Genomic DNA, 24,979 nt, shown 5'->3' on the forward strand with positions numbered 1-24,979 from the left:
TCAGCTGAACAGGCGCAGTGCGCGGGTCGAGCCGGCGGGAATATCGGCCGCGTCCATTTCGGTATAGAACTCCTTCACCTGGCCGGCGATTTCATCCAGGGTCGAATCGAGCAGCGGCTGCTCGAAATCGTCCACCATGCTCCCATCCAGGCGCAGCACCAGGTCGCGCGCAGCAGTCACCATGGCGCCAAAGCCGTCACGTGCGGGAGCCACGCAAGGCACATCGAGCAGCAGCGTCAGGCGGTCGGTGGTGTCTGCGCCGAGCGTGACGTTGGTCGAGAGCGTAAACAGCACGCCGCCGGCGCCGTCAGGCATGGCGAAGCGGCCATCCGGGCGCACGTCGAAACCGGCTTTCTCGAGCGCGCCGATCAGCGTGGACATCGCCCACGGCGGGCCGTTCGATTTCAGGTTCACACCCAGCTGGGCGTCGTGGCCGGCGACGAACTTGTGCAGGGTGCGCGCTTCGCTCATCACCTCGATCATGTCCGGCACTTCCGGCTCGGCGCCGATCTCGTCGGCCACCGCACGCAGGCGCGTGACCAGCTCCGAGTATTCGAGTTCGTTCAGCGCCGTGGTACGGGTGGCCATCTGCACGCCCGCCTGCAGCTTGGTGTACACGCCGCCATGCACGATCGGCTCCCAGTCGCCGCTCACGGCCAGACCGATGTAATGGATCGGCTTGTTGCCGATGCGGCGCAGCTGTTGCAGCGCCGGCAGGATCTTGTCGCCGCGCGCCGCGCCATCGAGGGCCAGCGGGATCATGCAGTCGATCAGCGGGTCGACCAGGCTCTCGGCCAGTTCGGCGGGCGCAGGAGCGTCCTGCAGCGGCCCGGCCGGGGCCAGGGAAGCCGGCGCATCGGATGCGCCGGAGGAGGAAGCTGCGCCGGCGGAATGCGTGCCGGCGGGCGCACCGGCGGCGGGCTCATCCGCGGCGGGTGCACCCGTGCCGAAGCCCGGTTCGACCGGCCCCATCGGCGGCGTCGCGCCGATGTCGAGCACCGGTTCGCTGCGCTCGACCGGCGTGCCGTCCGGGCGCATCAGGACGTCGTCGTGGTCGGAGGCGAAGGCGCGCTCGACGCTCTTTCGCGCCTTGTGTTCCTGCCACTTGTTATAGGAGATGACGCCGACGACGAATACGCCGCCCGCCGCGATCAGGCTCATTTGAAGGTCTGTCATGCTGCTTGTGCCTCTTGTGCGAAATGGGTGGCGGACTCCATGTCCACCGCCACGATGCGCGATACGCCCTGCTCCTGCATCGTCACACCGATCAGTTGATTGGCCATTTCCATCGCAATCTTATTGTGCGAAATGAAAAGGAATTGGGTATGTTCGGACATGCGCTTGACCATGCGGCAAAAGCGCTCGGTATTGGCGTCGTCGAGCGGCGCGTCGACCTCGTCCAGCAGGCAGAACGGCGCCGGGTTCAGGCGGAACATCGAAAACACGAGCGCGGTCGCCGTCAAGGCCTTCTCGCCGCCCGACAGCAAATGGATGGTGGCGTTCTTCTTGCCCGGCGGCTGGGCCATCACCTGCACGCCGGCGTCCAGGATCTCGTCGCCCGTCATGACGAGCCTGGCATTGCCGCCGCCGAACAGGATCGGGAACAATTCCGAAAAGTGCGTATTGACGCGCTCGAAGGTGTCCTGCAGCAGCTCGCGCGTTTCCTTGTCGATGCGGCGGATCGCGTCTTCCAGCGTGGCGATTGCCTCGTTCAGGTCCGCGTTCTGCGCGTCGAGGAAGCGCTTGCGTTCGGAAGCCGTCGCCAGTTCCTCGACCGCGGCCAGGTTCACCGCGCCGAGCGCCGCAATCGCATTCGTCAGGCGCGTCACCTCGCCCTGCAGGTAGGGGGCTTTCAGGTCCGGATCGAGCTTTTGCGCCAGCTGCGTCTCGTCGGCGCCGGTGGCGGCCAGGGCTTCGGCGAACTGCTCCTGGTTCAGGCGCGCGGCCTGTTCCTTCAGCTGCATCTCGGTAATGCGGTCGCGCTGCGGTTGCAGGTTGCGGTCAACACCGGTGCGCGACTCTTCGGCATGGCGCAAAGCTTGCGCCACCTGGTCCAGTTCATGGCGCGCTTCCGACAGCGCCTTTTCCTGCGACGTGCGCCGGTCTAGCAGTTCCTGCAAGCCTTCGTGGGCGCTGCCGCTTTCCAGGCTGGCGAGTTCCGCCTGGCCGCTTGCCAGGCTGCCGGCCACCTGCGCCGCCTGTCCATGCGCAGTGCCGATGCTGCGCCGCAGCTCCTCGATCTTCGCGCGGCCGGTCTTCTCGGCGAACAGCGCTTCCTGGGCGCCGCGTTCGAGCTCGCGCAGCTTGTCGCGCGCCTCGGACAATGCGCTTTCCCTCTGCAGGAACAGGGTCTGGCCGTCTTCGAAGCTGCCCTGCAGTTCGGCCAGTTCCATATCGAGCTGCTCGAACTGCTGCTCCGCTTCCTGCTGGACCATGCGCTGCTCTTCTTCCTGGGCCGCGATCTCGGCGAGATCGACGTCGATCTGGCTGCTCCTCTGGTTGAAGCGCGATTCGACTTCGTTCTGGCGCACGACCTCGATCTGCAGGGCGTGGGTTTCGCGCTGCAGCGTGGCGATGCGTGCACGCGCATCCTGCAGGCGCCGCGTGAGTTCCGTCACGGCGGCATCGGCGCGCGTGGCGCGGGTGCGCGCTTCGTCCGTCAGCAAGACCTGGGCACGCAGCTGTTTGCCGATGTTGTCGATGTCGTGCTGGCGCGCCAGCATGCCATCCTGCTCGGCGTCGGCGGCGTAGAAGCGAACGCTCGAACCCGTGATCACATGGCCCTGGCGCGTAACGAAGGATGCGCCCTGGGGCAAACGCGCCCGTTCGGCAAAGGCTTCGGTCGCCGTCTCGGCGATGAACACCAGGTGGAGCCAGTCGTTCAACACGCCGCGCAGGCCCGGGTCGTTCAATTTGAGCAGGCTGGCAAAGGATTTCAGGCCCATCACCTCGAACGATGCGGGCGCGCCAGGCGCCGGCGCATAGATCGCCAGGCGGCTTGGGGGCGCGTCGCCCACGAATGCCTTGGCCCAGTCGATGTTCGAGAGTTCGAGGGCGCCGGCGCGCTCGCGCAGCACGGCTTCGAGCGCCGTCTCCCAACCCTCCTCGACCTGCACCTTCTGCCACAGACGCGGCAGCGTGTCGAGTTCGTGCTTGCGCAGCCAGGGCGCGACCTTGCCCTGGGTTTGCACACGTTCCTGCAGCTGCTTCAAGGCCGACAGGCGCGCCTCCAGCTGGGCATTGGTGGTGGACTCCTGCTGCAACCCGGCGTGCGCGGCGCGGCGTTCGGTCTCCGCCGCGTCCTGCATGGCAGCGGCTTCTTCCTGCAGCAGGGTCTGTTCTTCCAGCGCCTGCTGCTTTTCTTCCAGCTGCATGCGCAGATTCGACAGGTGCGCGCTGTCGGGCGGCGCCAAGGCCTTTTTTTCCGCTTGCAGCCGCTCGCGCCGGGTGGTCAGGCTATTCAAGATATTGCCCGCATTGCGGCCATGGGCGGCGGCCAGCTCGATGCGCTGACGCACCTCGCCGATGCGGGCACGGGCTTCGTCACCGCGGCGCTGGGCTTCGCGCCAGGCGGTGTCTAGTTCCGGCAGGCGTTCGCTGTGCGCTTCGACCGCGATCTGGGCGCCTTCCGCGCGCGCGGCGAGTTCCTCGACCTTGTAGGTCGCTTCCTCGATCTGTTCTTCGTATTCATCAGCTTGGGCCAACCACGTGTCGCGCTGGGCAGTCAGGGTGCCGAGCTGGTTCTGCAGGCGGGTACGCGATTCGATCACGAACTTGATCTGCGCTTCCAGGCCGCCGATTTCGGAATTGGTTTGATACAGCGCGCCCTGCGCCGTGTGCAGGCGGTCGCCCACCGCAAAATGGTGCTGGCGCAGGTGTTCGAGCTCGAGCTCGACGTTACGCAATGTCGCGGTCTGCTCTTCCAGGCTGTTCTGGGCTTCTTCCATCTCGCGGAAATAGCGCGTCTGTTCCGTTTTGGCTTCGTTCTTGCGCAACAGCCAGAGGAGCTTCTGCTTTTCTTCCTGGTCCGCTTGCAGCTGGTGGAACCGCGTTGCCACTGCCGCCTGGGCTTCGAGCTTGTCGAGGTTGGCGTTCAGTTCGCGCAGGATGTCTTCGACGCGCAGCAGGTTTTCGCGGGTATCGGATAAGCGATTCTCCGTTTCGCGGCGCCGCTCCTTGTACTTCGAGACGCCGGCCGCTTCTTCCAGGAAGACACGCAGTTCTTCCGGACGCGACTCGATGATGCGCGCGATCATGCCCTGGCCGATGATGGCATAGGCGCGCGGGCCCAGGCCCGTGCCGAGGAAAATGTCCTGGATGTCGCGCCGGCGCACCGGCTGGCTGTTGATGTAATAGGTGGAGGTGCCGTCGCGCGTGAGGGTGCGCTTGACGGCGATCTCGCCGTACTGGCCCCACTGGCCGGCGGCCTTGCCGAGACTGTTGTCGAACACGAGTTCGACCGAGGCCCGGCCCGAGGGCTTGCGGTGGGTGGAACCGTTGAAGATCACGTCCTGCATCGACTCGCCGCGCAACTCCGACGCTTTCGATTCGCCCAGCACCCAGCGCACGGCGTCGATGATGTTCGACTTGCCGCAGCCATTCGGGCCAACCACGCCAACCAGTTGCCCGGGCACCTGGAAATTGGTGGGATCGACGAAAGACTTAAATCCCGACAATTTAAGGGAGGATAGTCGCACGTTGCTTGGGGTACTCGGGAATCGATGAAGGACGCATCATACCATCTGCTGCTTGCTTTTCGGCCAAGTTTGCAAGCAAACGGGACGATGCAGCCCCGGCAGGCGCCGGGCCGATCAGAGCGCGGCGCGCAGCGGCGCCGGGTCGTTGACGGCGTCCTGCATCGCCCCGACCAGCACGCGCCCGACCACGCCCTCGAGCGCGAGTACCTCGATATTGCCGGCGCGCACGGCCTCGAGCAGCTTGTCGGCGGACAAGGAGAACGATTCCTGGCGCGTTCCGCTCGAGAAAATGAAGAGCGAGCGCAGCGGGCTGACCCAGGCCAGCCTGACCTTGCGCACGCCGCCGCCCGGCTGCCTGAACTCGAGACGCACGCCGCGCTCCAGTGCGTCGACGAGGATGGCTGCCTCGTCCTTTTCCGGCCCCTCCTCCCCGGCGGCGACGGCCTGCTCCTGGGCGATGCGGCGCAGCGCGTCCTGCCGGGCTGCTTCCACGGCGATCTCGAGCTGGCGCTCGGGCGACAATTCCAGCGGCGCGCGCACGATCGAAAGGTGGCATTTCGCCAGTTCGGCGAAAAATTGCAGGCGCTCGGCGTCCTGCCACTTGATGGCGTCCAGCCATTTGTTGAGCGCAGTGAGCAGGCCCGGGAGCTTGGCAATGAGCGCTTTACGCTGCTCTTGCGTCGCTTTCGGCTTCACGGTCCAGACCAGCTCGTCCATCGTCCGGGTCGCATTTCCTACCGCGCCCGGGCGTTCTTCCTCGATCAGGTGGGCAAAGGTCAGCACGTCGAGCCAGCGCTGCGCGAGAAAGCTGGACACCACGCCCACCAGTTCGCCGTCGGCGACGCGTACCCGTACCGCCTGGCGCGCCGAGCGCAGGGCGACGGTCTGCTTTTCCTGCTGTGTGGCACGCGCGATCGGCGCGGCGATCGCTTCCTCGGCCGCGCGCTCCTCGACCGCCAGCTGCGCTTCGAGGTCGGCGACTGCCTCGGCAAAAGCGGCCGGCTGGGTATCGCCCTCGCGCCCGATCCTGGCGACACCGCGGCGCATGGCCTGCACCACCGGATCGTCGCCGCTCTTGCGGCCCTCCCAGCCCATGGTCGAGAGCAGGTCGATCATGCGCCGCGCCGGGTGCGCTTCCTCGAAGAAGAAGTCCTGGTCGAGCAGGGCCGCTTTCAGCACCGGCACCTGCAGGAAGCGGATCAGTTCGCGTGTCTCGGCCGGGATGCTGTCGTCGAGCAGCACGGTTTCGAAAATGCGCGACAACAGGTCGAGCGTGTTTTCTTCGCCGCGCGACAGGGCGCCCTGGGGCAGGCTTTGCTTGAAGCGCGGCAGGTAAAAGACATTGTGCGGCAGCGCCGCCGGTGCGTTCGCGCTGGCGCCAGGAGCTGCTGCTGGCAGTTGCAGGCCGGCCAGCAGGTCGAGCAGCGAGGCGTGCTGGCCGGCTGCCGCAATGGCGCCGGCGGCAGGCAGGGCTGACGCGCCCTGCCCTGGAACGAAGCCGGGAAAAGCCACTGTCGCCGCGGCGTGGGCGCTGCCTGGCGCCACGCCAAACCCTGTCGCCGCACTGGGACGCCATCCATTTCCCTGCGGCATATTCGGCAACTCAGGCACCAGCGCTGCCGCGCCCGCCTCGTCCCCCGCGCCAGCGAGCAGGCTGCGCAGCTGCCGGGCCAGCGCGGCATCCATGCCTGGCCGGCGGCGGCCGGTATCGGCCGTCTTGCTGATGTGGAAGCGTTCGCGCGCCTGCTTGCTCCGTGCGCGTAAAGCGGCGTCGAGCGCTTCCAGCAGCGGTCCCAGGTCGAGGAAGAGCTCGGGGCGCAGCAGCGGCAGCAGCAGCGGGTGGTCATCCTGCTCCGGCGTGAAGGCGCGCCAGGCATCGTGGACCGCGGTCAGGAAGACTTCGGGGCGGAAGGGATTCTGGCCGGGCCGCAGCAAGTCGCGCCCGAGCAGCTGGCCGATGCGCACGCACAGGCTTGCCAGGGTTTCGGAATGCGCGATGTCGAAGGGCCGGCACAGCGCGCCGAAAGCGACTTTGGACTCCATCACCTCGATCGGCACCAGCGAGAGCGAAATGGCATCGGCGCGGGTCTTTGCGCCCGGCACCAGTTCGTCGACCGCTTCACGCAGGGCGCGCTCGATCGCCTCGCCGGCCAGGTGGACGAAGGCGTAAGTGTTGCTTTTCAGGAGGTTGCCGGCCCTGGCGCGGCGGTAGGCGCCCTGCGGGTCGAGGCCGGCCGTGGTCATGTCGGCCATTGCCGCTGCGAGCCGGTTGACCATGCCGGTCAATTGCTCGTTGACGCCAGCGCAGGCGTCGCGGACGAGTTCGGCCAACACCCCGCGCGGAAGCGCGGGCGGCTTGGGGCTGGCGGGTTCGTTGGCGGCGTTGGCCATGATCTGGTTCATCCTGTGGCGCCTTGCGCCGACACGTCATTGTTGCACATTATTTCCGAAAGGCAATAGTTCGGACCATGAAATTTTCGCGCTCCACCGTTCACGGCATGTCCAGGCGGCATCTTTAACTTTGCGATGACGCAAACAGACTCCGTTTTGTTTCCCTAACATAACAAGGTCCCCTTTCCCCCATCCCGCCCGAGGAAGCTCCCATGAAACAGATTCGTCAACTCGACACCAGCTTCAAGATCGTTGGCGCATTCGCGCTGCTGTTCGTGCTGGGTGCCGCCTGCATGCTGTGGCTGCTGTCGCAACCGGGCGACGCCGCGGGTCTGCAGGGCCGCGCGGTGCTTTGCCTCGGGTTCGGCCTGATCGTGACGATCCTGCTGGCCACCTGGGTCGCGCGCGAAGCCAGGCGGCCGCTGCACGAAGCCCTGACGGTGGCGCAGCGCGTGGCCGAGGGCGACCTGCGCATGCGCGCCGCGCCCGGCGCCGCCGGCGAAAGCGCTGCGCTAATGGCGGCGCTCGGCGCGCTGGCCGGCAAGCTGGCAGGCATGATCGGCGAGGTGCGCGAAGGCGCTGCGGGGATTGCGACCGGCACCACCGAGATCGCCAGCGGCAACATGGACCTGTCAAAGCGCACCGAACAGCAAGCCGCCTCGCTGGAGGAAACCGCCTCCTCGATGGAAGAGCTGACCGCCACCGTGCGCCAGAACGCCGACTCCGCGCACGCGGCCAGCAAACTGGCGCTGTCGGCCTCGGAAGTGGCGGTCAAGGGCGGCGCGGTGGTGACCGACGTGGTCGGTACGATGGCCTCGATCAACGACTCCTCGAAGCGCATCGCCGAGATCATCGGGGTGATCGACGGCATCGCCTTCCAGACCAACATCCTGGCCCTCAACGCGGCCGTGGAAGCGGCCAGGGCCGGCGAACAGGGGCGCGGCTTTGCCGTGGTGGCCTCGGAGGTGCGCAACCTCGCCCAGCGCTCGGCTGCGGCCGCGAAGGAAATCAAGGCCCTGATCGACGATTCGGTGGCCAAGGTCGATGCCGGCACCCTGCTCGTCGACAAGGCCGGGCGCACGATGGATGAAGTGGTCACCAGCGTCAAGCGCGTCACCGACATCATCGGTGAAATCGCTGCCGCCAGCGCCGAGCAGACCGCCGGCATCGAGCAGGTCAACGGGGCGATTGCGGCAATGGACCAGGCGACCCAGCAGAACGCGGCGCTGGTCGAGGAGTCGGCGGCGGCCGCCACGACGGTGCGCGAGCAGGCGGCAGCCCTGGGCCGCGCGACGGACGGTTTCGTGCTGGCCGGCGACGCGGCGCCTGCGGCGTCGCCAGCCTCGCCTGCGACCGTACGCCAATTGCCGTCGGCGAAAAAGCCGGCGCCGGCGCCGCGCAAGACTGCCCGGACATCCGCCTCATCGGCAGCGCCAAAAACCGTCACGCCGATCCGGCGCGTCGCGACCAAACCGGAGGTGGATTGGGAGGAATTTTGAGGTGATGGCAAACGTCGCTAACGAAAAACATTGACCTATTCGAAGCATGCATTATTTTCAATATGTAGGTGACTATCCTACACGGGCTCAAGCGGTCATCCGATAGCGGCCCACCAGGTCGGCTCGCATGATTGCAGCACCGAAAACAACTGCTGAATAAACGCAGTATTTCGGCGAGCAGGCATATTTCTCATTCATTGAAAGGAAATAATCATGGCCCCGAATCAGAAAAAAGGAACGCAAGGCGGCACTCCCGAACAGCACGCAGACGCCGGTCGCCAGAGCCACAAGAACGATGCGAACAAACAGTTCGGCTCGGGCGCCGGCTCGCGCAGCGGCGCCCAGGAAGACACTCTCGCGGAGGGCCGCCAGGGCAAGCGCGAAGGCAACAAGCAGTCCGTCTCGGGCACCCGTGGCGGCACGCCGGAACAGCACGCCGCAGCCGGTCGTCAAAGCCACAAGAACGACGCAAAGAAGTAATGTCGCACCCTCCGTCACCTGGGGTGACGGCGATAAAAAAGAGCCCGGCGCCTTATTGCGGTCCGGGCTCTTTCATTATGTGGCGTGCATTCAACTTGCCGGGTTGTATTCAATGCAAATATTCTTTGCCTGAAACCGCTTATGTGCAAATACTGTTTGCACCGGTTTGGGGGGCTCAGATATTGCGCAGGATTGCACCTTTCGGCGGGATGAAATCGGCCACCTCGTTGATCATGTTGGCGCTCTTGGCATCGCGCGAATTGAGATGCAGGTCGGAATACTGGTGGATTGCCCACTGCTCGGGCGAGAGCTCGACATGCTTGCGCAGGATCGACTCGGTGCGCGCATCGTCTGCACGCAAGCCTTCGACGATAATGTTGAGCGCATCCGGCCGGGCGCCCGGCGAGGCCGTCGCATGCGACTTGTGCACCATGAAGCGCGCTGTTTCGCTGGCGTAACGGCGCGAACCCGACAGATACATGATGACGGCGATCGAGGCGACCGCACCGCCGTTATACATCACGAATTCGATCGGAGACTTCGACATGAAGTTGTACAGGCACAGGCCGTCGCTCACATAGCCGCCGTTCGACTGGACCAGCACGTGGGCCGTCTCGATGCCGTCCTCGGTCATATGGCCGACCGCCTCGAATACCCGGTGCACCATGTCGCTGTTGACGTCGCCTGACAGGGTGAACCACGCTTCCTTGCTGTGTTTTCCTTGATCTTCGCTCATGGTCTTGTTTTACCCCGCAAAGTGTGACCCCCAGTTTATCAAATCGAGGAAAAAGCCTGCGCGCATGAACACCAACAGTGCGCAGCATCAAAGCGAGCTCGACATTTCGTTGCGCAGCCGATAAACGCCCGCGCGATTGACAGGGACATCGAGGTGACATATTCTCCACAGTCTTGATCGGGAGAGGTCAGCGATACGCTGACGCCGAAGGGGCATCACCCAAAAACTCTCAGGCAAAAGGACCGGTCAGGGGTCGGCGCGCGACGCGCGCAGATCAACTCTGGAGAGCGGCCGCGGTCAACACACCCGGGCCCACCGAAGGGGCAGGCGATTTCGATTGCTATCTCTCAGGTACCAAGGACAGAGGGGCGCGCAGCGCACGTACCGGCACGGCCGGCGTGGCAGCCCCCCTATTGTTCTGCCCTGAGGATTCCATGACGCTCAAAACGACCCCGCTCAATTCCGCACACCGCGCCGCCGGCGCCAAGATGGTCGATTTCGGCGGCTGGGACATGCCCGTCAATTACGGCTCGCAAATCGAAGAGCACAACGCCGTGCGCCTCGATGCCGGCATGTTCGACGTCTCGCACATGTGCGTGGTCGATCTCGAAGGCGCCAATGTACGCGCTTTTCTCCGCGGCCTGCTGGCCAATAACGTCGACAAGCTGCAGGTGCCCGGCAAGGCGCTCTATTCGTGCATGCTCAACCCCGAGGGTGGCGTCATCGACGACCTGATCGTCTATTTCTTCCGCGAAGACTGGTTCCGCCTGGTCGTCAACGCCGGCACCGCCGAGAAGGACATCGCCTGGATGCGCCAGCAGAACGACGCCACGAACAGCGGCCTGACGATCACCGGGCGCCGCGATGGTGAGAATGCCATCGCCCTGGTCGCCGTGCAGGGCCCGAACGCGCGCGCAAAGGTCTGGCAGGTGCTGCCCGAAACCCAGGCCGCCTCCGACGCCATGAAACCCTTCAACGTCGTGATCGTGCCGGATACCGCATTCGGCGAAGTCATGGTCGCGCGCACCGGCTACACCGGCGAAGACGGTTTCGAGCTCGGCTGCCCGGCCGACAAGGTCGAAGCGCTGTGGAATGCCCTGGTGACCGAGGGCGTCAAGCCGGCAGGTCTCGGCGCACGCGACACGCTGCGCCTGGAAGCGGGCATGAACCTGTACGGCATGGACATGGACGAGAACGTAAATCCGCTCGACGCCGGCCTGGCGTGGACCATCGACCTGGTGTCCGAGCGCGACTTCATCGGCAAGGCGGCGCTGCAGGCGAAGGGCCAGAACGCGAACTTCATGGGCCTGATCCTGCGTGAAAAAGGCGGCATCCTGCGCGCCCACCAGCGCGTCGTCGCCGCATCCGGAGAGGTCGGAGAAATCACCAGCGGCACCTTCAGCCCGTCGATGCAGCAAGCCATTGCGCTGGCGCGCGTGCCGCTCGATGTCGCGGTCGGCGACACCGTGCACGTCGAGATCCGCGACAAGAAGCTGGCGGCGACCGTGGTCAAGCTGCCGTTCGTCCGCAACGGCAAAGTGCTGGCCGTCTAATATAATATCGCCCTATCCCAACCTGGAGCCCTGACCATGAACATTCCTACCGACCTGAAATACACCGAGTCCCATGAGTGGGTCCGCCTCGAGACCGACGGCACGCTTACCGTCGGCATCACCGAGTATGCGCAGGACGCACTGGGCGACATCGTGTTCGTCGAACTGCCGCAGGTCGGCAAGACCCTCACGGCCGGCCAGGACGCCGCGGTGGTCGAGTCGGTGAAGGCCGCCAGCGACATCTACGCACCCGTCGCCGGCAGCGTCGTCGCCGTGAACCAGCCGGTCGCCGACGCGCCGGACTCGATCAACGAAGATGCCTTCAGCGCCTGGCTGTTCAAGCTGCAGCCGACGGACGCGAATGCGATCAACGGCCTGCTCGACGCCGACGCCTACGGCAAGTCGACCGGCAATTAAGGCAGAATCGAGCAGTCAACGCCCTGCGCCGCACGCGTGCCACGCAGGGCTGTCGCAGAGCCCCGTACCGAATCCCACCCATTGACCGGCCGTTTTATCTGCCACCGTCACCTCTTTTTGGCCACCACCATGACCCGCACCAGCCTCACCCAACTCGAAGCCCGCGATTCCTTCATTCCGCGCCACATCGGTCCATCGACTGCCGTGGAAGCGTCGATGCTCTCGACCCTCGGCTACGCTACGCGCGCCGCGCTGATCGACGCGGTCGTTCCCGCCAACATCCGCCGCAAGGACAAGCTCGACCTGGGCCAGTTCTTCGAGCCGCTGCCGGAGCAGGCAGCCCTCGCCAAGCTCAAGGCGATCGCATCGAAGAACAAGGTCATGAAGTCGGTCATCGGCCAGGGCTATTACGGCACCCATACGCCGGCTGTCATCCTGCGCAACATCTTCGAAAACCCGGCCTGGTACACCGCCTACACCCCGTACCAGCCCGAGATCTCGCAGGGCCGCCTGGAAGCGATCCTGAACTTCCAGCAGATGATCACCGACATGACCGGCATGGGCATCGCCAACTCGTCGATGCTCGATGAAGGCACCGCCGCCGCGGAAGCGATGACGCTGATCCAGCGCGTCGGCAAGTCCGCCTCGAAAGTGTTTTATGTCGCCGACGACGTGCTGCCGCAAACCCTGGAAGTGATCCGGACGCGCGCCGAGCCGATCGGCGTCGAAGTGCGCACGGTTGCAGCAGGCGATATCGAGAACCTGGATGACACCTGCTTCGGCGTACTGCTGCAATACCCGGGCGTGAACGGCCAAGTGCGCGACTACGGCATTGCCTGCGAAAAGCTGCATGCGGCCGGCGCGATGGTCGTCGTCGCCGCCGACCTGCTGGCCTTGACCGTGCTCACGCCGCCGGGCGAATGGGGTGCGGACGTGGTCGTCGGTAACAGCCAGCGCTTCGGCGTGCCGCTCGGTTTCGGCGGCCCGCACGCGGGTTTCCTCGCCACGCGCGACGAGTACAAGCGCTCGATGGCGGGCCGCCTGGTCGGCGTGTCCGTCGACGCGCAAGGCAACAAGGCCCTGCGCCTGGCGCTGCAGACGCGCGAACAGCACATCCGCCGCGAGAAAGCGACCTCGAACATCTGTACCGCCCAGGTGCTGCTGGCCGTGATGGCCGGCATGTACGCGGTCTACCACGGCCCGCAAGGCTTGACCCGCATCGCCCGGCGCGTGCATCGCATGACCGGCATCCTGGCTGCGGGCTTGTCGCAGATGGGCCTCGCGCTGGCCAATGACACCTTCTTCGACACGCTGACGATCAAGACCGATCGCGCCGCCGAACTGCACGCAGCCGCGAACGAAGCCGGCGTCAACCTGCGCCGCGTCGATGACGGGCACGTCGGCCTGTCGCTCGACGAAACCACGACCCGCGAAGACATCGCCCTGCTGTTCTCGGTGTTTGCGAACGGCGCTGCGGTGCCGGATATCGAGTCGCTCGACAAGGATGCGGCTGACGCCTTTCCGTCGACCCTGGCGCGCAGCAGCGCCTTCCTGACCCACCCGACCTTCAACCGCTACCACGCCGAGCACGAGATGCTGCGTTACCTGCGCGCTCTGGCCGACAAGGACCTGGCGCTCGACCGCACAATGATCCCGCTGGGTTCGTGCACGATGAAGCTGAACGCCACTTCGGAAATGATCCCGGTCACCTGGCCCGAGTTCTCGAACATCCACCCGTTCGCACCCGACGACCAGACCGTCGGCTACCGCGAGATGATCTGCCAGCTGGAAGAGATGCTGTGCGCCGTCACCGGCTACGCCGCCATTTCGCTGCAGCCGAACGCCGGCTCGCAGGGCGAGTACGCGGGCCTGCTGGTGATCCAGAAATACCACCAGGCGCGTGGCGAAGGCCACCGCAACATCTGCCTGATCCCGTCGTCCGCGCACGGCACCAACCCGGCATCGGCCAACATGGTCGGCATGCAGGTGGTGGTGACGGCCTGCGACGAGAACGGCAACGTCGATCTCGCGGACCTGAAGAAGAAAGCCGAACAGCACAGCGCGAACCTGGCCTGCGTGATGATCACCTACCCGTCCACCCACGGCGTGTTCGAGGAAGGCATCGCCGAACTGTGCGAGATCATCCATGCGCACGGCGGCCAGGTTTACATCGACGGCGCCAACATGAACGCGCTGGTCGGCGTGGCCGCGCCCGGCGCCTTCGGCGGCGATGTGAGCCACCTGAACCTGCACAAGACCTTCTGCATCCCGCACGGCGGCGGCGGTCCCGGCGTCGGCCCGATCGGCGTCGGCGCCCACCTGGCCCCATTCCTGCCGAACCAGCGCTCGACCGGCTATGTGCGCAGTGAAGAAGGCATCGGCGCAGTCAGCGCCGCGGCCTACGGCTCGGCCTCGATCCTGCCGATCTCGTGGATGTACATCGCGATGATGGGCGGCGAAGGTCTGACCAATGCCACCGAAACGGCGATCCTGAACGCCAACTACATCGCACGCCGCCTGGCGCCGCATTATCCGGTGCTGTACACGGGTCATGACGGCCTGGTCGCGCACGAGTGCATCATCGACCTGCGCCCGCTGCAGGACAAGACCGGCATCTCGAACGAAGACGTCGCCAAGCGCCTGATGGACTTCGGCTTCCACGCCCCGACCATGAGCTTCCCGGTGCCGGGCACCCTGATGATCGAGCCGACCGAGTCGGAGTCGAAGATCGAGATCGACCGCTTCATCGAGGCGATGATCACGATCCACGCCGAGATCGTCAAGGTCGAGCGTGGCGAGTACGACAAGATGGACAACCCGCTCAAGGGCGCGCCGCACACGGCCGAAGTGGTCACAAGCGACGACTGGCAGCACACCTATTCGCGCGAAGTGGCGGCCTTCCCGGTGGCGTCGCTGCGCAAGAAGAAGTACTGGCCGCCGGTGGGCCGTGCGGACAACGTGTATGGCGATCGCAACCTGTTCTGTGGATGCGCGCCGATCAGCGATTACGAATAACCGTTAGCTGGTGAGTCAAACGGCGGCGTGGGGAGCGATCCCCGCGCCGTCGTACCACCTCAATCCCGCCGCGACGCCAACCGCAAATGCGGCCTCGGCAACTTGCGCCGCTCGATCTTCGGCGCGGCGCTGGCATCGCGCCGGCCATCCTTCAATACCTCGCGCATGTCGGGTTCGGCCACGCTCGACTGCCGCGGCGGAGGCTCCGGCGGTAGCACCGCCTCGTCCAGCCGGAAGGTCGCGACCGCCTTCGACAGGGTCAGGGCCTGCATCTGCAGCGTGCGCGCCGCTTCCGCCGCCTCTTCTACCAGCGAGCAATTGCGCTGCGTGACCTGGTCCATCTGCACGATCGCATCGCTCACTTCCGACAGTCCGCTGGCCTGCTCGGCGTTCGCCGAACTGATCTGGCTGATGATGTCGCCCACCTGCTGCACCGACACCGCGATCGTCGCCATGCTGCTGCCGGCCTGGGCGGCAAAGGCATTGCCGCCCTCGATCTCGGCCACCGACTGGTTGATCAGTTCCCGGATCTCGCGCGCGGCGCTGCCGGTGCGCAGCGCCAGCGAGCGCACCTCGCCCGCCATCAGTGCGAACTCGCGCCCGCCCTCGCCTGCGCGCGCCGCCTCGAGTGCCGCGTTCAGCGCCAGCGTGCCGGTCTCCACCGCGATGGCGTCGATCTGCCGGCAGATCTCGCCGACCCGGCAGGCGCTGCCCTTCACCGAGGCCATGGTCGTCACCAGCCGCTCGGTCACATCCCCGCCCTGCTGGGCGACGTTCGAGGCCGATTCGGCCAGCCGGTTGGCGGCCTGCGCGCTGTCGGCCGTCAGATGCACGGTTGCGGCCAGTTCCTGCATCGAACAAGCCGTGTGCTCGAGCGAATTGGCGCGAAACACGGCGCGCGTGGTCAGGTTCAGGTTGCCCAGGGCCAGGTCGCGCGAGGCCGTGCCGATCGAGCGTGCCGATTCGAGGATGGTGCGCAGCGTCACGTTCAGGTTGCGGATGCTGGCGTTCAGGGCGCGCGAGGTTTCCGCGATCTCGTCGTTGCCGTAGACCCGGTCCTTGACCGTCAGGTCGCCGCTGGCCAGGTCGATCGCGGCCGCGCTGATGCCGCGGATCTCCTCCAACAGCGCGCGCCGCACCGCCACCGTGATGCGCAGCGAGACGCCGATCGCCAGCAGGATCACGAAGGGCATCAGCCAGGTCATGGCGCGAAATTCGGCGGTGGCGCGGTTCGAGGCTTCCTCCGAGAGCATTTGTTCGAGCTGCGCCAGGGCGTTCAGGCGCTGGGCGACGTCGGCGAACGCGCTTTCCGCCTTGCTCATCGCGTTGGCGCTGATCGACTGGTCGTCGCGCGCCAGCTCGATCACGTCCACTACGGCCTTCACGTAGCGGACATAGGCGGAAGCGGCGCCGTCGACATAGCGGCGCTCGTCGCCATTCAACGGCGTTGCGCGCGCCAGATCCTGCAGTCCAGTGCTGGTGAGCGCATGCTGGCGGTGGATGTCGCGAATCAGGGGCTCGATGCGGCTTTTCGGGAAGCTGCCGCCGATCCAGCTTTGCAGCTGGTAGATTTCGGCATGCCCGCGCTGGGCCGTGAATACCAGGTTGCTGGCGGCGCGCATGTGGGCCGCGCGGCGCCCGACGATGTCCTCGAGCGAGGCGTTCTGGCGCACCATCGCGTACCAGGCGCCGCAAGACAGCAGCACCAGCAGCACCAGCACGACGCCGGGCGCGAGCAGCAATTTGGGGCCGATCTTCAGGCGCGATAGCATCTCAGCGCCCCTTGACCGAGAAAAACGTCGTGGCGCCAGGGGCCGCGGCGGGGAAATGCCCGAGCTTGTGCATGATTGCCTCGCAGTGAAAAAATGCGCGATATTTTCTTAACGCATTCGGCCAATCTACGGCAACAGCTTGGCCCCGCCTTTGCGCCGGATCAACACCATCCCGCAGGTGGACAATTGCAGACAGGTCGGTAACACTAGCGCCATGAAGATTGCCGTCCACCTGGCCCGGCACCGGCGCCTGGTGGCGTGGGTCGGGCTCTCCCTGCTGCTGCACCTGCTCGCGTTTGCCGTGCTCGACGTCCTGGTGACGCCTTCCCCGCCGCCTGACAACGGCGCACCGCTTGCGCTGCGCCTCGTGGACGAGCGCCTGGCCGCGCTGCCAACGCAAGCGGATCCGGCACCGGCGCCGGCGCCGGCCGCGTCGCCCCCGGCCAGCGCAGCGGCGCCCGCCCTGCCCCTGCCGGCGCTGCCAGTGCTGGCGTCCCCACCCGCATTGCCGGATCCCGCTGCCACCACGCAGGCGCCGGCGGCGCCGGCGGCGCCTGCTGCCGCTGCCGCGGGCATCGCACCGCTGCAAATGCCAGGCCGCTACCGCGTACGCCTGCCGCCCTCGGCGCGCCTGCGCTACACCGTCACGCGCAGCCTGCCGGGCCAGTCCGGCGTCACCCAGGACAGCGCGCAGCTGCTCTGGGAAAAGACCGGCGGCACCTACCGCCTGCGGGTCGACGGCGTGCTGGGTGAGCTGAGCAGCGAAGGGGGCGAGGACGACGCCGGGATTGCCCCGCACCAGGCCAGCGAAGGGCTCGCTGCCGGCGCGCAGCAGACGCGCTTCGACCATGAGCAGGGACGCATCGAACACGGCCTGCTTGGCGCCAGCACGTCCCTGCACCCGGGCAGCCAGGACCGCGCGTCGGCGCTGCTGCAGCTGGCCGGCATGGGTCTGGCCGATCCGGACCAGATCCAGGGCCCGATCGATATCGTCGTGGCCGGCCCGGGCGGCACGCGCATCGAGCAATGGCAGGTCGTCGGCAACGAAGACTTGCCGACCTCCGCCGGCCGGCTGGCGACCGTGCGCCTGGCGCAGCCGGCCCGGCCCGGGGAGACGCGGGTGGAACTCTGGCTGGCGCCGGCGCACCACTGGCTGCCGGTGCAGCTGCGCGTGACGGGCGCCGACGGCACGGTGGCCAACCAAGTAGTGTCAAGCATCGAGAGCGACCCGCAGACGGCGCTGCAATAGGCACGAAAAAAAGCCGGCAAGCTGCCGGCCTCTTGATCACTGCAACCAGGATTTACCCCAGCCTGGCCGCGTGTTCGCGCGTCGCGTGGAAGGTCAGCTTCGGCCAGCGTTCCTGGGTCAGGCGCAGGTTCACGCCCGAGGTTGCCAGGTAGGCCAGGTTGCCGGCTGCATCGTAGGCCACGTTGTGCCCCAGCTGCGCCTCGAAGTCGGACAGCGATTTTTTATCGTCGCTCGAGACCCAGCGCGCGCTGCTGATGCTGGACGATTCAAACACGGCATCGACGCCGTATTCGTTCAACAGGCGGCTTGCCACCACCTCGAACTGCAGCACGCCGACCGCGCCCAGGATCAGGTCCGAACCCAGCAGCGGCTTGAACACCTGCACCGCGCCCTCCTCGCCCAGCTGCTGGAGACCCTTGTGCAGCTGCTTCACTTTCAGGGGATTCCTGATGCGCACCGTGCGGAACAGGTCAGGCGCGAAGTACGGAATACCGGTGAAGGTCAGCGCCTCGCCTTCCGAGAAGCTGTCGCCGATCTGCATGTTGCCGTGATTCGGCAGGCCGATGATGTCGCCCGCGTAGGCTTCCTCGACCTGCTCGCGCGAGGAGGCCATGAAGGTCACCACCGACGACAACTTGACTTCCCTGCCGAGCCGCAGGTGCTTGACCTTCATGCCCTTTTCGAAACGCCCCGAGCATACGCGCAGGAACGCGATACGGTCGCGGTGGGCCGGGTCCATGTTGGCCTGGATCTTGAACACGAAACCGGTGAATTTCGGCTCGCTTGGCTCCACCGCGCGCACCGTGGCGTCGCGCTCGCGCGGACCCGGCGCCCAGTCGACCAGCGCCGAGAGGATCTCGCGCACGCCGAAGTTGTTGATCGCCGAACCGAAGAACACCGGCGTCTGCACGCCCGACAGGAAGCGCTCGAGGTCGAACGGGTGACTGGCGCCATGCACCAGCTCCACTTCCATCTTCAGCTGCTCGATCTCGAGCGGGAACATCGCGGCCAGCTTCGGATTGTCGATGCCCTTGAGGATCTCGAAGGCGCCGTCGGCCTTCTCTTCACCGGCCTTGAACAGCATGATCTCGTCGTTGAGCAAGTGGTACACGCCGCGGAAGTTCTTGCCCATGCCGATCGGCCAGGTCACCGGGGCGCACTCGATCTTCAGCACCGATTCGAGTTCGTCGAGCAGTTCCAGCGGGTCCCGCGTTTCGCGGTCGAGCTTGTTCATGAAGGTGACGATCGGCGTGTTGCGCATGCGGCAGACGTCGAGCAGCTTGATCGTCTGCGTTTCCACGCCCTTGGCCGCGTCGATCACCATCAGGGCCGAGTCGACAGCCGTGAGCACACGGTAGGTGTCTTCCGAGAAGTCCTGGTGGCCAGGCGTGTCGAGCAGGTTGATCACGTGGTCGCGGAACTCGAACTGCATGACCGAGGACGCGACCGAAATGCCGCGCTGCTTCTCGATGTCCATCCAGTCCGAAGTGGCGTGGCGGCCGCTCTTGCGGCCCTTGACGGTACCGGCGAGCTGGATCGCGCCCGAGAACAGCAGCAGCTTCTCGGTCAGCGTGGTTTTACCGGCGTCGGGGTGGGAAATGATGCCGAAGGTGCGGCGGCGCCCCACTTCGCGTGCGATGGTAAGGGCGGAGCGCGCGTTGATGGCGGCGGCGGAGTCAAGCGTGTCGTCGCCGGGAGCGTCGTTAGCGAGGATGTCAGGATCGTTGGACATAGTCGAGCCCCATTGGCCCAGATGAAGAAAACCCTCGATTTTACCGATTCCGGGGGCAACCGTGTGAAGAGAATGTGAAACGGCGCAGCAGCATTCCTGCTGCTGCGCCGTCCCCTTGTCCGGCCACCCGGTGCTCAATCGCGCACGCGGCGCCAGCCGGCGCGCGAGGCGCCTTCCGAATTGGCCGCCGCCACCGCGGTCGTGACCATGCTGCCGTCGGCATTCGTGGTGATCTGCTTGAGTTCACCCGACGGCAGGCTGATGATGATCGAACCGACCGCCGCCGCCGCGTTCGACAGCGTCTGGCCCGCCACCATGATGGTCTCCTTGCCCGGCTTGCCGTCCGTGCGGTCGATGTCGAACGCCACCAGCGGCTCGCCCGTGCACGCGTTGACCTGGTAGACGTTGCTGGTGCCGCCCACGTCGCAGCTCGTCGCGTTGCTCGGCATGTTGGTCACGATGTTGAGCGAGCCGGCGACGATCTTCGGGTCGAGGTTGACGCGCTCGCCAGGATTCTGGTTGAAGTCCATGAACCAGCCGTTCTGGCTGGCCAGGTCGATCTTCACGCCGTTGATCGCATACGCGCTGGTGCCCTCGACCTGCGTCAGGCTCTGTTGCGCCATGGTCGCGGCGGAGCGCAAGTCCGTGATCGCCTGGCCCTTGTCGACCAGCACGTAGGCGCTCTGGGTTGCCGTGTTGGCGATGTCTTCCAGCGCCAGCAGGCGTCCGGTGCCGAAGGCCACTACGCGCTTGAGTTGCCCGGTCTCGCCGCCGGTCGCGGCGGCGCCGCCGGGGCGGCACAAGGTCACGTCGGGACGCGTCGTCACCGGACGGCTGCTGCCGGCGTCGCCCATTTTCAGGAGGCTCGGCGCGCCCTTGCTGGTGAAATCGAAGCGCCACATGCGCCCCAGGTTGTCGCCGCCATAGATATAGGTCACCAAAGGATCGGTGTTCGGGTTGTCGCTGATGGCCGTGATGCGCGCCAGGCCCGAAGGCGTGGTGGCCGTCACGTCCTTCGCGACGCCCGCGGTCGTCTCGATCACGCGGCCGGTGCCCGTCTTCGAGAGCACGGCGCCGGTGGCCACGTCGACCACGTACAGGTAGCCTTCGCCGCCGCCGTTGTCGAGATCGTCGGTGCCTTTGATGTTGTTGTAGCCCGAGGTCAGGAACACCACCCAGCGCTCCACGCCTGCGCCGTCCTTCCAGGTGCCGAACTGCGGATTGCCGAAGGTCAGGCCGATGTCGGCGTCGTAATTGATGCCGCTGCAGACAGCGGGGTCGGCGCACAATTCCCACAGCGCCGTGGGCGCGGCCGGATCGGTCACGTCGAGGGCGTAGTAGCCGCGCCCGCCGCCATTCAGGCCCGCCACCAGCACCGAGCGCCACTGCCCGCAGATTTTTACGTCGGCCACCTCGGGCGAGCCGTCGACCGTGAACTGGTGGCTGCCCGCATAGGTCGTCCCGGCCTGCCTGTAGAGCTTTTTCATGGTGATGCGCGGCGCGTAGGCCCAGATCTCCTCGCCCTTGGCGGCATCGAAGGCATGCAGCATGCCGTCGTTGGCGCCGACGAAGACGGTCGCCTTGCGGCCAAGATTGGCCTGCTTGAAGTCCAGGTACTCCTTCTCGGGGTAGGCCTTGCGCGGGTCGCGCAGGTAGGCCGGCTTGGAGGAGGCGATATCGCCCAGCAGGATCGGCAGCGGGACGACGGGCCCGCCCTTGGCGACGTCGGTCTTGCTATAGGCGCGCAGCACCTTGTCGTCGGCGTGCTGCTGCTGCCCGCGCAGCCAGTTGACGATATGGAGGCCGTTGTTGACGGTCTCGCGCTGCGTCTGCGTCAGCGTCGCGCACTGGGCCAGCTCGCCGCACTTGCCCGCGAACCAGGCCTGCTCGCCGGCGGTCATCGCCTCGAACTTGAAATTTTTCAGGCTGCGATTGGCCGCATCGAGCATCAGGATGGTGCGGCTGTCGCTGGCGGCGCCGACCTTCGTGCCGACCGTGTTCGACGAAGTCCAATCGGGTTTCTCGGCGACCACGCCGTCGACGACGTTGATCTTCCTGCCCTGCAGTTCGCCGAACCAGCGCACCGTGGTGAAGGTGGCGGCGAAAATGTCGTTGTCCTCCACCGAGATGTTCGGAGTCGAGGTCGCGGCGGCGGCGGCGGCGCCTTGCGTGACCTTGATGGCCAGCAGCGCTTCGCCCAGGCCGTCGATCACCCCCAGCGGGTCCGAGGCGCTGAAGTACTTGCCATGGCCATTGATGGCGGCATGCCACAAATCGTCCACGCGCGACTGGTAGGCCGCGCTGCCGGAATCGTCGCCAGTGGACGGGTTCGGCCAGATCCATGGCCCGTTGTTGTTCCACGGGCAGCCGGTCGGGACGCCGTTGACCAGTTTGCTGAAGTCCGTGCCCGACGTGACCTCCTTGTCGTAGTTCTTGTCGTAGGTCATGAGACCGTCGACGCCCAGTCCCAGCGCATAGGTCTTCATGTGCAGGCGTGTGTTTTCCCCGCTGCCGGCGCCGACATTGCCGGTCGTCTTGTTCCAGTTCTCGAGCTGAGGACGCAGCGAACTGGCCGTGTCGTTCGAGCCGCCGTTGTACCAGTACAGCGCGACGTCGGCCAGCGAATTGGCGCTCTGCGCGCTGGTGTCGACGCAGCCCTTGGCGCGCGAGCAAAAGCGCGCCACGCTCTCCTTGTTGTCGTTGTTGACGACGTCGGCGGCGGCGCCGCCGTTCCAGTAGCCGTCCGTGGTCACGAAGGTGAAGTTCTGCTGGCACGGGAACTGGATCACCTCGTTGCCGGCCGAGTAGTTGTAGGGCGCACGGTTCGCATACATCTTGCCGACCGAATGCAGGGCCTGGCGGATCGGCGTCGAGCCGGTGCCGGTCATGGCGTACAGGGAGTTGTACCAGGCCCCGCGCGAGGTGCCGGCAAACGGTTTCGGCCCCGTCATGGCGCCTTCGGCGGCGGCCACCGACAGCGCGACGATGCCGACATTGTAATTGTCGGCGATCGGCCGGAAGGCCCGGCCGACAGCGGTCTTCATCATCTGGTTGCGCGTCTTGTAGTAGGCGTACCAGTTGGCGAAATTGGTCATCTCCTCAATGTAGGTGCAGGTGGCGCCAAGGCAGTCATCCCGGGCGATGTCGCGCGGGTAGCTGTTGCGGCCCGGGACGATGTCGGTGCGTACGAACACGGAAGCGCCGAGCGGCGTCACCGCCGTCGGGATGCCGTCGCTCACGGCGGCATTCGCGGAAAAGCTCAGGTAGGCGTTCTTGCCGTTGTTGTAGGTGTTGTTCGTCAACTGGCCCAGGCCGACGTTCTGGCCTTCGCGGTTGAGCGCGGTGGTGACGAGGCAGACCGTGTTTGCGCTCGCCGCGGCGCACGCGAGGGAGGCGGTGTTTGTACCGGCAAAGGCCTGGACGGCGCCGAGCGTGCCGATCCTGCCGACGATCGCGTTTGCCACCGCCGACGCGCTGGCGCCCTTGGCCAGGCGCAGCGGCGTGCTCGTAAACAGCTGGGTGCCGCCCAGCGTCACGCCGGCCAAGTCCTGGTTGCTGCCGTTGTTGGCGGTGCCCGAAACCGAGAGCAGCGCCGTCACGTTGGTGGCGCCCGACACGATCAGGGTGCGGCCCGCCCGGCTGCCGTCGACCAGCAGCGCGCACTGGTTGAGGCTCTTGCTGGTGGCGGTGGCCGGGCAGCTGATCGGCACCACGGCCACCACGTCGTTGCTGTCGAGGGTGATGCCGAAGCTCGAGCACGCGGGCACGCCGGCCAGGGTCGGGCTGCGTACGCAGGCCGTGTACTGTTCGCCCACATTCTTTTTGGCGACGATCGACAGGGCCAGCGCGTTGGCAACCGCGGCCTGCTCGGCAGCGGTATTCGTGCCGTTGGCGGCAAGCACTTCGGAGTTGGTCAGCACCTGGGTCCCGTTCGGCGTCACCACCTCGACCTGGGTGATGCGCGCCTTGCTGTCCGAGGCCGAGGCGCGGATCGTGATGGTGCCGTAGAAGTCGGGATTGCGGGCCGGGTCGGAGAAGCGCGGGTACTTGTAATTGCCGACATACTTGGCCTGGCATCTGGTCAGCGCCCGGCTGTCGCACCAGCGCACGGGCGCGGCCACCGGATAGCCGGCCGGCGCCGGCGCGCCGACGGCGGTGACGCGGCAATTCGTGAGCGTGGCGTCGGTGCAGTATTCGGCGACGTTGATCGCGTAATAATAGGGATTGGCGAAGAAATTCTCGGGCGTGGTGTGGGTGGCGTCCGGATAGGCATAGCCGGCCGTGTTATAGCCGCAGTTGCCGTTGCCGTCGCACCAGCGCAGGTCGGGAAAGCCGGTCAGGAGATTGGTCGTGGCGACTCCTTTGCCCAGCAAATCGACCTTGTCGACATTGAAGGCGTCCGTCGGCACCGCCTCCCATTTTCCCGTTTCCCCGCTCGTCATCGACTTGAACGAGACACCGGCGGCATCGACCGGCGGCTCGTAGCGCACCTTCGGGTTGTAATACTGCTTGTTGAAATCGGCACTGGCAAACGGCGGGTCGCCGATGCGGCAGCCGCGCGAAGTGGCGATCGTGTCCTTCGCGCGGCAGGTCGTGGCGTCGTCGACGTAATCGGGCGTGAAGGCGCTCTTCATCGAGCCCGAGTTATCGTACAGGAGCATCAGGTTCGGCTTGACGGTGCCGGTCCCGCTGATGTTCAGCAGCGGCAGCGTGGCGATCGCGGTCGGGGCGGCCTGCGCGCCCGGGAGCAGGAGCAGGAGTGCGGTCAGGGCGAATAGTCGGTTCATGCGTGTTTCCATTTTCTTTGACCGGCATGGCGCCGGGTGGGTACGAGCTTCCGGGGCGCGGTTCAAGCGCCGATCTGCACCACCAGCTGGTTGACGACGTTGCCGCCGCGCGCACCGGCGATGCGGGCAGTGACGACGTAATGGACTTTCGGAATCGTGGTGAAGCGCGGCGCGTCCAGGGCCAGGCTGTCGCCGACCTTGACCGACGAGCCCATGGCCGACGGGTTGTCGGAGGTCAGCACGCAGGCATTGTCCTTGTGGTCGTACGGCAGCTTTAGCGAGCACAGGCGGTGGATCACATACTCGATGCGCTGCTGGTTCACCTCGACGACGCGCCCGCCTTCCCAGAAGGCCTCGGAACGCACGCTCTGTCCCGCCATCAGGATGGCGACATAGCCGTTGGCGGACGAGTTCTCGTTGAGCAGCGCGCGGTTGGTCTTCGCCGTGTCGCTCAGCCACTCGAAGCCCTGGTGCAGGCCCGCGTCGACCGCCCTGCCCTGGGCCGAATCGTAGGCCAGGTTGGCGGCCGTGAGCGTGGTCGTATTGCTCGACTTGAGCAGGTAGACGCTCGAAATGAGCATCACCAGCAGGATGATCAGCATGACCGGCAGGGCGATTCCCTGCTCGCTACGGTGAAAGGATCGGTTCATC

14 protein-coding genes and 2 riboswitches are annotated in these 24,979 nt (G+C 66.0%); of the genes, 6 read left to right on the plus strand and 8 right to left on the minus strand.

Annotated elements, in window-relative coordinates:
- The 3 genes from ACHAC9_RS03225 to ACHAC9_RS03235 form a co-directional block, all read right to left on the minus strand.
- Complete coding sequence (locus ACHAC9_RS03225; RefSeq protein WP_435757068.1) at nucleotides 1-1,176, minus strand: cell division protein ZipA C-terminal FtsZ-binding domain-containing protein; 1,176 nt, start codon at nucleotides 1,174-1,176, stop codon at nucleotides 1-3.
- On the minus strand, nucleotides 1,173-4,697 hold the full coding sequence (smc, locus tag ACHAC9_RS03230; protein WP_435757070.1) for a chromosome segregation protein SMC: 3,525 nt from the start codon (nucleotides 4,695-4,697) through the stop codon (nucleotides 1,173-1,175). The genes ACHAC9_RS03225 and smc overlap by 4 nt, the downstream gene beginning before the upstream one ends.
- Nucleotides 4,698-4,811: 114 nt before the next feature.
- Nucleotides 4,812-7,100: a DUF1631 family protein gene (locus tag ACHAC9_RS03235; protein WP_435757072.1), complete on the minus strand. Its 2,289-nt coding sequence runs from the start codon at nucleotides 7,098-7,100 to the stop codon at nucleotides 4,812-4,814.
- 200 nt (nucleotides 7,101-7,300) lie between these two features.
- Between ACHAC9_RS03235 and ACHAC9_RS03240 the strand changes: the two genes are divergently transcribed.
- A complete protein-coding gene (locus tag ACHAC9_RS03240; protein WP_435757074.1) occupies nucleotides 7,301-8,587 on the plus strand; it encodes a methyl-accepting chemotaxis protein in 1,287 nt (428 codons plus the stop codon).
- Between the two features lie 213 nt (nucleotides 8,588-8,800).
- The gene (locus ACHAC9_RS03245) at nucleotides 8,801-9,067 is read left to right on the plus strand and encodes a hypothetical protein (RefSeq protein ID WP_435757076.1); all 267 of its coding nucleotides are present in this window, start codon (nucleotides 8,801-8,803) and stop codon (nucleotides 9,065-9,067) included.
- Nucleotides 9,068-9,242: 175 nt separating this feature from the next.
- Here the strand turns inward: ACHAC9_RS03245 and ACHAC9_RS03250 are convergent, their stop codons facing one another.
- Nucleotides 9,243-9,803, minus strand: coding sequence for an ATP-dependent Clp protease proteolytic subunit (locus ACHAC9_RS03250; RefSeq protein ID WP_435757078.1), 561 nt, complete (start codon nucleotides 9,801-9,803; stop codon nucleotides 9,243-9,245).
- A 168-nt stretch (nucleotides 9,804-9,971) separates the two neighbouring features.
- A riboswitch (glycine riboswitch) is annotated at nucleotides 9,972-10,058 on the plus strand.
- 15 nt (nucleotides 10,059-10,073) lie between these two features.
- A riboswitch (glycine riboswitch) is annotated at nucleotides 10,074-10,177 on the plus strand.
- Between the two features lie 60 nt (nucleotides 10,178-10,237).
- Between ACHAC9_RS03250 and gcvT the strand changes: the two genes are divergently transcribed.
- The 3 genes from gcvT (at nucleotide 10,238) to gcvP (ending at nucleotide 14,788) form a co-directional block, all read left to right on the plus strand.
- Nucleotides 10,238-11,356, plus strand: a complete 1,119-nt coding sequence (gene gcvT, locus ACHAC9_RS03255; protein WP_435757080.1) for a glycine cleavage system aminomethyltransferase GcvT — start codon at nucleotides 10,238-10,240, stop codon at nucleotides 11,354-11,356.
- 36 nt (nucleotides 11,357-11,392) lie between these two features.
- A complete protein-coding gene (gcvH, locus tag ACHAC9_RS03260) occupies nucleotides 11,393-11,773 on the plus strand; it encodes a glycine cleavage system protein GcvH (protein ID WP_435757082.1) in 381 nt (126 codons plus the stop codon).
- A 129-nt stretch (nucleotides 11,774-11,902) separates the two neighbouring features.
- Complete coding sequence (gene gcvP / locus ACHAC9_RS03265; RefSeq protein ID WP_435757084.1) at nucleotides 11,903-14,788, plus strand: aminomethyl-transferring glycine dehydrogenase; 2,886 nt, start codon at nucleotides 11,903-11,905, stop codon at nucleotides 14,786-14,788.
- Nucleotides 14,789-14,847: 59 nt separating this feature from the next.
- On the opposite strand, the gene ACHAC9_RS03270 is transcribed toward gcvP, so the two are convergent.
- Complete coding sequence (locus ACHAC9_RS03270) at nucleotides 14,848-16,560, minus strand: methyl-accepting chemotaxis protein (RefSeq protein WP_435757086.1); 1,713 nt, start codon at nucleotides 16,558-16,560, stop codon at nucleotides 14,848-14,850.
- A gap of 214 nt (nucleotides 16,561-16,774) precedes the next feature.
- Here ACHAC9_RS03270 and ACHAC9_RS03275 point away from each other — a divergent pair, with 214 nt between their 5' ends.
- On the plus strand, nucleotides 16,775-17,809 hold the full coding sequence (locus ACHAC9_RS03275; RefSeq protein WP_435757088.1) for a hypothetical protein: 1,035 nt from the start codon (nucleotides 16,775-16,777) through the stop codon (nucleotides 17,807-17,809).
- 52 nt (nucleotides 17,810-17,861) lie between these two features.
- Here ACHAC9_RS03275 and ACHAC9_RS03280 read toward each other — a convergent pair whose 3' ends face one another.
- The 3 genes from ACHAC9_RS03280 to ACHAC9_RS03290 form a co-directional block, all read right to left on the minus strand.
- Complete coding sequence (locus tag ACHAC9_RS03280) at nucleotides 17,862-19,541, minus strand: peptide chain release factor 3 (RefSeq protein ID WP_435757090.1); 1,680 nt, start codon at nucleotides 19,539-19,541, stop codon at nucleotides 17,862-17,864.
- Between the two features lie 134 nt (nucleotides 19,542-19,675).
- Nucleotides 19,676-24,328 (minus strand): pilus assembly protein, encoded by a 4,653-nt coding sequence (locus tag ACHAC9_RS03285; protein WP_435757092.1) that lies wholly within the window; start codon nucleotides 24,326-24,328, stop codon nucleotides 19,676-19,678.
- 62 nt (nucleotides 24,329-24,390) lie between these two features.
- Nucleotides 24,391-24,978: a pilus assembly PilX family protein gene (locus ACHAC9_RS03290; protein ID WP_435757094.1), complete on the minus strand. Its 588-nt coding sequence runs from the start codon at nucleotides 24,976-24,978 to the stop codon at nucleotides 24,391-24,393.
- Between the last annotated feature and the right edge of the window lies 1 nt (nucleotide 24,979).

The organism is Massilia sp. CMS3.1, assembly GCF_051262535.1.
Classification (GTDB): domain Bacteria; phylum Pseudomonadota; class Gammaproteobacteria; order Burkholderiales; family Burkholderiaceae_D; genus Telluria.

Coding starts and splice junctions, on each gene's coding strand:
- ACHAC9_RS03225 (WP_435757068.1), bottom strand. CDS start 1,176: ATGACAGACCTTCAAATGAGCCTGATCGCGGCGGGCGGCGTATTCGTC.
- gcvP (WP_435757084.1), top strand. CDS start 11,903: ATGACCCGCACCAGCCTCACCCAACTCGAAGCCCGCGATTCCTTCATT.
- ACHAC9_RS03285 (WP_435757092.1), bottom strand. CDS start 24,328: ATGAACCGACTATTCGCCCTGACCGCACTCCTGCTCCTGCTCCCGGGC.
- ACHAC9_RS03280 (WP_435757090.1), bottom strand. CDS start 19,541: ATGTCCAACGATCCTGACATCCTCGCTAACGACGCTCCCGGCGACGAC.
- ACHAC9_RS03245 (WP_435757076.1), top strand. CDS start 8,801: ATGGCCCCGAATCAGAAAAAAGGAACGCAAGGCGGCACTCCCGAACAG.
- gcvT (WP_435757080.1), top strand. CDS start 10,238: ATGACGCTCAAAACGACCCCGCTCAATTCCGCACACCGCGCCGCCGGC.
- ACHAC9_RS03275 (WP_435757088.1), top strand. CDS start 16,775: ATGAAGATTGCCGTCCACCTGGCCCGGCACCGGCGCCTGGTGGCGTGG.
- ACHAC9_RS03235 (WP_435757072.1), bottom strand. CDS start 7,100: ATGAACCAGATCATGGCCAACGCCGCCAACGAACCCGCCAGCCCCAAG.
- ACHAC9_RS03270 (WP_435757086.1), bottom strand. CDS start 16,560: ATGCTATCGCGCCTGAAGATCGGCCCCAAATTGCTGCTCGCGCCCGGC.
- ACHAC9_RS03240 (WP_435757074.1), top strand. CDS start 7,301: ATGAAACAGATTCGTCAACTCGACACCAGCTTCAAGATCGTTGGCGCA.
- ACHAC9_RS03250 (WP_435757078.1), bottom strand. CDS start 9,803: ATGAGCGAAGATCAAGGAAAACACAGCAAGGAAGCGTGGTTCACCCTG.
- ACHAC9_RS03290 (WP_435757094.1), bottom strand. CDS start 24,978: ATGAACCGATCCTTTCACCGTAGCGAGCAGGGAATCGCCCTGCCGGTC.
- gcvH (WP_435757082.1), top strand. CDS start 11,393: ATGAACATTCCTACCGACCTGAAATACACCGAGTCCCATGAGTGGGTC.